At 51.5% G+C, this 8,118-nt stretch carries 6 protein-coding genes and 3 pseudogenes; 8 read left to right on the top strand and 1 reads right to left on the bottom strand.

Annotated features, from left to right (window positions below; all coding sequences use genetic code 11):
• The 5 genes and pseudogenes from L1D47_RS09120 to L1D47_RS09095 all read left to right on the top strand — a co-directional run.
• Positions 1–466: pseudogene (locus L1D47_RS09120) on the top strand (IS5-like element ISVch9 family transposase); the annotation flags it as partial.
• Positions 467–760: 294 nt separating this feature from the next.
• Entirely contained in the window at positions 761–991 is a 231-nt protein-coding gene (locus L1D47_RS09110; protein WP_239884244.1) for a hypothetical protein, read from the top strand.
• A 281-nt stretch (positions 992–1,272) separates the two neighbouring features.
• Positions 1,273–1,494 (top strand): hypothetical protein, encoded by a 222-nt coding sequence (locus L1D47_RS09105; protein WP_239884243.1) that lies wholly within the window; start codon positions 1,273–1,275, stop codon positions 1,492–1,494.
• A gap of 108 nt (positions 1,495–1,602) precedes the next feature.
• Positions 1,603–1,926 carry a hypothetical protein gene (locus L1D47_RS09100; RefSeq protein ID WP_239884242.1) on the top strand — a complete coding sequence of 108 codons (324 nt, stop codon included), beginning with the start codon at positions 1,603–1,605 and terminating at the stop codon, positions 1,924–1,926.
• A 141-nt stretch (positions 1,927–2,067) separates the two neighbouring features.
• Positions 2,068–2,184 (top strand): annotated as a pseudogene (locus L1D47_RS09095) (integrase core domain-containing protein); the annotation flags it as partial.
• Between the two features lie 43 nt (positions 2,185–2,227).
• Here the strand turns inward: L1D47_RS09095 and L1D47_RS09090 are convergent.
• Positions 2,228–2,653: pseudogene (locus L1D47_RS09090) on the bottom strand (helix-turn-helix domain-containing protein); the annotation flags it as partial.
• Between the two features lie 318 nt (positions 2,654–2,971).
• Between L1D47_RS09090 and L1D47_RS09085 the strand changes: the two are divergent.
• From L1D47_RS09085 to L1D47_RS09075, 3 genes are read left to right on the top strand one after another with little or no spacing between them, the layout of a single operon-like run.
• A complete protein-coding gene (locus L1D47_RS09085; protein WP_239884241.1) occupies positions 2,972–3,874 on the top strand; it encodes a diguanylate cyclase in 903 nt (300 codons plus the stop codon).
• Positions 3,875–3,887: 13 nt separating this feature from the next.
• Positions 3,888–4,850 (top strand): ABC transporter substrate-binding protein, encoded by a 963-nt coding sequence (locus L1D47_RS09080; RefSeq protein WP_239884236.1) that lies wholly within the window; start codon positions 3,888–3,890, stop codon positions 4,848–4,850.
• Between the two features lie 3 nt (positions 4,851–4,853).
• Positions 4,854–7,970, top strand: a complete 3,117-nt coding sequence (locus tag L1D47_RS09075; RefSeq protein ID WP_239884227.1) for an ATP-binding protein — start codon at positions 4,854–4,856, stop codon at positions 7,968–7,970.
• Positions 7,971–8,118 lie beyond the last annotated feature (148 nt).

Here is an 8,118-nt window from a genome sequence, read left to right as displayed (position 1 = left end):
ATGGCACTTCGGTATGAAAGCTCACATTGGCGTGGATGCAAAGAGTGGCCTCACCCATACGCTGGTGACAACCGCCGCCAATGAACATGACTTGAACCAGTTGAAAAATCTGTTACATGGCGACGAGGAATTCATCTCTGGTGATGCTGGTTATCAAGGCGCAGAAAAACGCGAAGAGCTAGAAGATACTAATGTGGAATGGCTGATAGCAGAGCGTCCCGGCAAAGTTCGGGCACTGAAGAAGCATCCCCGCAAGAATAAAACCGCTATCAACATCGAGTATTTAAAAGCCAGTATTCGGGCGAAGGTAGAACACCCGTTCCGGATCATCAAATGTCAGTTCGGTTTTATCAAAGCACGCTATAAAGGGCTGACGAAAAATGACTCACAGTTAGCCATGCTATTCACCTTGGCGAACCTGTTTAAAGTAGACCAGATGTTACGACGACAGCCAAGATCTGTCTGAAATCCGGGAACAGCCTGGAATTAGGTCGAAATTCGGCGTAAAACGGCAGTATGTTGGCCAAAATTGAACACTTAGCGTTCAAAAATCAGGCGGGCCGCTCAAAACCTCGCTCGATACCTAAATTGCAGGACTTGTTCGCAGTTTNGGGCTGACGAAAAATGACTCACAGTTAGCCATGCTATTCACCTTGGCGAACCTGTTTAAAGTAGACCAGATGTTACGACGACAGCCAAGATCTGTCTGAAATCCGGGAACAGCCTGGAATTAGGTCGAAATTCGGCGTAAAACGGCAGTATGTTGGCCAAAATTGAACACTTAGCGTTCAAAAATCAGGCGGGCCGCTCAAAACCTCGCTCGATACCTAAATTGCAGGACTTGTTCGCAGTTTCCCTAACTGCTGCCGACAAAGAAATAGAAGTGCTTGAAACAAAACTTGCTCACTTCAATCAAGAGAAAAAGGCTTTGATGCAGCAGTTGTTAATGGGTAAGCGCCGTGTAAAAGTGGATGAAGAAGTTGTGGCGTAAAGCGTCTCTTAACTCTCAACTAAAGTGTGACGCAGTGCGTCACACATTATTGCCGTTATCAAAACTAGGTATTAAACAATGTTACTGTTTAACTGCACCAAAGCCGCTGCGGACTTTTTCACCGTAAAGCGCAATGGCAAAAAATCTCCCCACTGGAAGAACCGCCGACGGACTCTGTCAGTGGTTCTGAAGCCGAGAATGGGTTAAATACCCCTACAGTACCAATCAGTGCTTGGTTGGTGCATGCGGTAAACGTTCGACGCAAGAAAGTGCTGATCGCCATGCATGTCGAAACCCGTTACTCCATGGTGTTTGTTGGCATTCAAAAAGGGGATTGGCTCGAGTTCACCAACCAACTGTTGGAACGGGTGTTTAACAACATGCAGTTCTTTGGTGAAGAGTTCGAAATGTGCGATGAAGAGAGCTTCGAAGAGATGTTCAATGAGTTCATCAATCTTCATCCTAGACCTTTCTTTTGTCAACGCGGTGACCGCAGTGTGTAAAGCCACATTAACGATGTCGCTTGGCAATTTGAAAATCGAGTTTACCAAGTAGGTTCTCTCCCTGACGGCCACGAAGAGTGCGCCAGCTTTGATGAGTGGATCAACAGTATGATTCGCTCGACCAAACAAAAGAAAGACCACTTTCACCCCGATGAAGAAATGTTCATTGATTGGATGCAGACCTACAGCGAGTTAGGCGACAACGAGGACAAACTGATCCGCCAGTTATTTGGATCTCTACGCCGACAGATGATGCACGCCGAAATGGTTAAGCGGGGGATTCCCGATGACGACTACTTTGATGGGATGAATGCCGAACTCAGCCAAGCAATCCATGATTATTACCAAGAGATTGCCCCTGACACGTTCAACGAAGAGACACCCGATAACGTCATCGACTTCAATCAGGCAAAAAAACGCAAACTAAATTAAAAGTAATAACCATAATAAAAACAAAAACCAATCGACAATAAGGGACGACAATGTCAGGCAATTTACCTGTACTAGCTCAAATCTAATCTGACGAAGGCACCAGAAAACTGGGTAACTGTCAGATCAGGTCTGAGCTAGTACAATTTATTTGATACGCTTGAAGAAGTTCAGGACTATGCCACTAAATGGCTATGGTTCTATAATTATGAACGGCCACACAAGGCCAATGGCGGAAAGCCACCTTTGATGGCTGCTTAACCTCTACTTTTAACTACGGTTAAAAATGGGAGGATTACCCAACGACTTGCTCCTCGCTCAGGATAATGCCGTCTCGTGCTACTTTGGCTTCCAATGCTGACAGGCGTTTTTTGAAGTTCTCTAGATCATGGCGAAGCCAGATAGAGCGAACACCACTACCTGACACAAAGACGCCTTGTTTACGCAATTCGTTGCTGGTTCTCGCTTGGCCGTGCGCAGGGAAGTCCACTGCATGTTTGATAACAGCTTGCTCAATTTGTTCATCAACGCGATTCTTGAGATTAGGAGTTCGTCTGGACTGGTTAATTAGTGAATCAATACCACCTTCTTCTACCAGTTCTTGATAGCGATAAAACGTGTCCCGCGATACGCCCATGACTTTGCAGGCTTTTGAGACATTACCGAGTTCTTCGGCCAGATTAAGTAAACCAGCTTTGTGTTTGATGATCGGATTGTTAGTATGAAACATGAGAGTTACCTTTTTGGTTTGTTTAATAAAGACTCGACACCTTTATCAAACCGGGTAACTCTCACCTTTTCAAGTAGATGTGTCAGATCTAGTCTGAACTAATACAATTTAACTTACCGCTGCTAATCGCTATTCGTTTCAAAAGGGCCTGTTGGCCCTTTTGTCTTTTGCATTCATTTTTTGGTTGTCAGTTTCGCCGACATCTGTGATGTTAATGGTGGGATTTAGGGACGAAAAAATCCTTTCTGCTACACTTAAAAATAGCTCTATCCAATTGAAACATTGCGGCTAATTGCTCTTGGTTGATTAGGGGATGGCATGGAAGAACAATCTGTAGTGCTGGTGGTTGATGATGTGAAGACGAATGTCCTGATCATGAGGCAGTGTCTCAAGGATATGTTTCAGGTCTGGACCGCCGACAGTGGTGAGGAATGCCTCAGGGTTGCCAGGCAGAAACCCGATATTATCTTGCTGGATGTCTTGATGCCCGGCATGGATGGCTACCAGGTATGTCGTCAATTGAAGGCCAACCCCGAGACGGCCGAGATCCCCATCATCTTCGTGACAGCTAAAGATTCGGATGAAGATGAGCAGAAGGGATTAGAGATAGGGGCGGTGGACTATATCACCAAGCCGATCCGCCCGGCGATCGTACGCGCTCGCGTGAATACTCATATCCAACTCAAGCAGCATAGCGACAAGCTAAAATTTATGGCGCTGCACGACCAGCTTACTGGCCTCTACAATCGTCATTTCCTCGCCGAACGGGCAGCCCAAAGCCTCTCTAGCATGGTGCGACATCAGAGCGAGCTCTCCATCGTTATGCTGGATTTGGATCACTTCAAGAAGATCAATGACTTTAACGGACACCACGTTGGTGACCTCGTGTTGCAGGCGGTCGCCAAGCTGTTGCAGGAGAGCTTTCGCAAGGAAGATGTGGTGGCGCGCATGGGCGGCGAGGAGTTTGTAATCTTGATGGAGTGTAACTTGGATATCGCCAGAGAGAAAACGGAAGATGTGCGTCGGCATTTGGCACATCTTAACCCCATGGGACTCGAAGTGACGGGCAGCTTCGGCGTGGTGACCGCTAATCCACAGAATGCCGATCTATCCCATCTGCTAATGTTGGTCGATGAGGCCGTATATAAGGCCAAGGCCGACGGGCGTAACTGCGTGGTCTGTTATCAGGACGGCGCCTACCTGACGGTAGAACATGACTAAGGAAGCATAAAAAATGATTAAGGGAATCATTTCGGGGCTATTACTGCCACTACTCGCCATGCTCATGGTCGGCTGTGGGCCGAAAAAGGTCGAAGAGGCTGTCACTATCGCCATTAATCCCTGGCCCGGGTATGAACTTCTCTATCTGGCGAAACAGAAGGGGTTCTATCGTCAGGTGGGGGCCAATATCGAGTTGGTTCAGGTGTCGACCCTGTCAGATGCTCAGCGCGCCTATTTAACTGGCCATGTGGATGGTTTTGCCAGCACCATGATTGAGGCGATTCAGGTGGCGCCGCTGGGAGGCAAGCCGATAAAAATTGTGTTGTTGGCCGACTATTCGGATGGCGGTGATGTGATCATCGCACCCACTTCGATAGAGAATATGCAGGCACTCAGGGGGCAGACCATAGGTTGTGAGGTCAGCTCCTTAGGGATCTTCGTGTTGGAGCGAGCCCTTCGCCAACATCAGATGCAGCTAGATGATGTGAATGTGATTAACGTCGAGCAGGGAGCTGCGGTAAGTGCCCTGGCCGTAGGCAAGATCGCCGCCATGGTGACCTATCCTCCCTATTCGGTGGAGATACAGTCGAGCGGCGCCTATCGTCAGCTGTTTTCCACCAAGGAGATCCCCGAGGAGGTGTTAGATACCCTGTCTATCTCCTCCAGCGTACTGGCGGAGCACCCACAGTTGGTGGATCAGATCCATCAGGCATGGCAATTGACCTTGGACTATATGCGCCAGTATCCCGAGGAGGCGATGGCCATCATGGCCAAGCGTGAAGGCCTGCAGGTCGCCGAGTTTAAAGAGGCACTGGCGGATCTCAAATTGCTTAGCATTGAGGAGCAACACAAGCTGTTTGCCCAGAGAGATAAGTTGACCCAGCTTGGCTATAGTGTCTGCGAAACCTTAGTCAAGATCGGGGCGATTGAGTCCGACTGCCTCCACGTCGACAACCTCTTCTACCAGGTGCCTTAGTCTATGTGGCGTCACTATCGAGACAAGATAGCCCAGGGCATTGTCTACAAGCTAAATCTGGCGACCTTAGTGTGTGCTTTGATCATCTCTGGGCTGATCGCCCTCTATTACTATGACGAGATGACAGAGCGCACCGAGCATCAGGTCGATTATGAGATTGCCCAGGTGTCCGTGTCGCTGCGACTTGCCCTGGAGGCGAGTACCGACTTTAGCAACATGCGCCGGGTGGTCAATGGCTTGGCCGCCCAGGGGAGTATCAAGCGTCTGGTGCTGTTCGATCCCCGTGAGGAGCAGATAGTGGCCGATAATCTGGGGCAGTACCTAGGAAGTCCGCTGTCAGGCAGTCTGGAGCCCGAGCTGGTGGAGATCATTCGGCGGGTCAGCGACAAGCTGAGCGCCAAGGAGGTTTGGCGTCAGGACAGCATAGTGCATCAGGTGCAGCAGGTGTACCTGATCTCCCCCGAGCTACAACGCCTAAGGGCCTATGTGCTCTACGTCAGGTATGATGCCAGCGAGATTGAGGCCTATAGTTTCGAGGAGTTGACTCATTATGTCGGCATTCTCCTGCTGGGTTTTGCCCTCTTGTTGACGGTCAATCTCTATGTGCAGCACAAGGTGTTGCTGGAGCCTATTCGACGCATTCAGCGCCAGATAGAGACCTTCGGCGGCCAGAAAACCATACGCCTGAATAGCGACGACGAGTTCGGCATGCTGGTCAACAGTTACAACGAAGCGGTCAGTGCGCGCAATCAGAAGCAACTCGAGCTGCAAAAATCCCGGCGCTATATCGATAATATTACCAATGTGATCCCCATTCAGCTTGCCTATGTGGATGCCCAGAGTCGTTATCGTTTCATCAACCAACATTATCTACAGTGGCTCGGCAAGACGGAGGCGGAGGTGCTGGAGCAGACGGTGGAGGCGGTGCAGCCCGCCGATGTCTATCAGTTGGTGAGGCCCTATCAGCGCGGCGTGCTGGAAGGCAAGAAGCAAGTGTTCGAGGTGGAAACCTTAGATGCGGATCAGGCGCCCAGATTTTTCCATATTACCTATGTGCCGGACATGGGCGATGATGGCACGGTGGAAGGTTACTTCATCTGTGTGGAAGATCTGACCCGGATGAAGCTTAACGAGCGCAAGATCGAATCTTATGCCCAGGAGATGGAGTTCAGCAACTGGGCCTTGTCCGAGGCGCGCGAGAAGGCCGAAGTCGCCGCCAAGACCAAGGAGGACTTCCTCGCCTGCATGAGCCATGAGATCCGCACCCCGATGAACGGTGTCATCGGTATCTTGGGCTTGTTGGGCGAGACTCAGCTGTCGCCGATGCAGCAACGTTATGTCGACGTGGCCTCGGTCAGTGCCGAATCCCTACTGTCTCTGCTCAACGACATCTTGGACTTCTCCAAGATAGAGTCGGGTAAATTTGAGATTGAAGCGATCGAGTTCGATCTGGTGGAGCTGGTGGATCTCTTTGTGCAGTCAGTGGCGCTCAAGCTGGAGGAGCGTAATCTGCCCCTGTTCGTGGATATTACCCAGCTGCAATACCGCTACGTGGTTGGCGATCCCAGTCGCTTGCGGCAGATCCTGGTGAATCTGGTGGGCAATGCCATTAAGTTCACCGAAGAGGGCTGGATCACCCTAAGGCTTGCCAACGCCTTGGGTGAGTCGGGCGAGGTGAAGTTCTCCTGTGAGGTGGAAGATACCGGCATAGGCATAGCCAAAGAGAAGTTGGCTATGCTGTTTAACCCCTTCATTCAGGTCGACAGCTCGACCACCCGCATGTTCGGGGGCACAGGGCTCGGCCTCTCTATCGCCAAGCGTCTGTGTGAGCTGATGCAAGGGGATATTCAGGTCAGGAGCCAGCAGGAAGTGGGGAGCATTTTTAGCTTTACCCTGAAGCAACAGTTGGCGGACCGACATGAGGTTAGCGATTGGCGTAACGGGTTGGCGCCAGAGCGGGTGATCCTTATGGGGCAGCAGGGGGCCTTTGAGCGCATGCTGGGCGAACTGCTGAGTAGCTGGGGCGCCAAGGTGGGCTACCTCGAGCCCGACGAGGCGATTCCGTCATCGGATCTACTCATCTACAGTTTTACTCCCGCGCAAGAGGCCTTCGAGGATGAGTTAACTCGCTGGCGTCAACTGGATGAGCAGCAAGAGGCCAAGGTATTACCCCTGCTCTCCTATTGGCAGCAGATAGAGTTCGAGAAGCGTGATGCCAGGGTGCCCCACCTGGGTAAGCCGTTAAACATTCGTCAGTTGATCCGCGCGCTGTCGGATCAGCCCGACGACGAGGCGTCCGAACAGGTGACAGAGCCCATGGTCGAGATTTCCATGCCAGACAAGCCTAAGGTGCTGCTGGTGGAAGACAATAAGGTTAACCAGTTGGTGGCCTTGGGAATGCTGCAACAACTTGGGGTCGAGGCCGATGTCGCCGCCAATGGGCGCGAGGCCCTGGCAGTATTGTCGGCGCAGCATGGGAATCCCTATCAGTTGATCTTGATGGATTGTCTCATGCCGGAGATGGATGGTTTTCAGGCGACGGCGGCGATTCGCGAGGGGCAGGGCGGCAGTCAGTTTTGCGCCCTGCCTATCATAGCGCTGACGGCCAATGCCATGAAGGGCGACAGGGAACACTGCCTGCGGGCGGGGATGGATGACTACCTGACTAAGCCGCTGGTGCTTGAGGGGCTGAAGAAGTGTCTCTATCGTTGGTTCTCTCTGAGCCAGCAAAACTATGAGGCGACCTTGGGCCATGAGCCGGATAGCGAGCAGGCACATGTGCCCGCCGAGGTGGCCGATAGCCTGTTCGATCGCGAGAGTGTCCTGGCACTCATGTCGGGAGATGAGGCGCTGCTGGACGAGGTGTTACAGGTGTTTGATGATGAGATGCAGAAGTATCGCCAGGCGTTTCTCGATGGCATAGAGGCCGCCGATTGTGACGCTATCCGCACCAGCCTCCACGCCGTAAAGGGGGCCGCCAGCAACCTGAGCATGACGGCGCTGGTGGAGCTTGCTCGCCAGTTGGAGGCCGATGCGCGCCGCGGCGATCTTCAGGTGATAAAGGCCAGTCGCGAGGCCTTTCTGGCATTACTCGAGGAGACCTTGGCCTGTTGCCGTTAGTCTAGCTAGGGTTTTCGCTCCCAGTTTACCTTAGCTTGCTAATATTCGACATCTGTCTCATTTTTATCTCTTTTGGGCCACTTTAGCGATAAGCAAAATATGTTATTTTAGGGCGCAACCCTAGCGGGGCGCTTTGCGCCGCGCATGA

Origin of the sequence: Shewanella sp. Isolate7 (genome assembly GCF_022398425.1) — a bacterium.
GTDB lineage: Bacteria > Pseudomonadota > Gammaproteobacteria > Enterobacterales > Shewanellaceae > Shewanella.
This window is presented reverse-complemented; position numbering and strand designations above follow the sequence as displayed.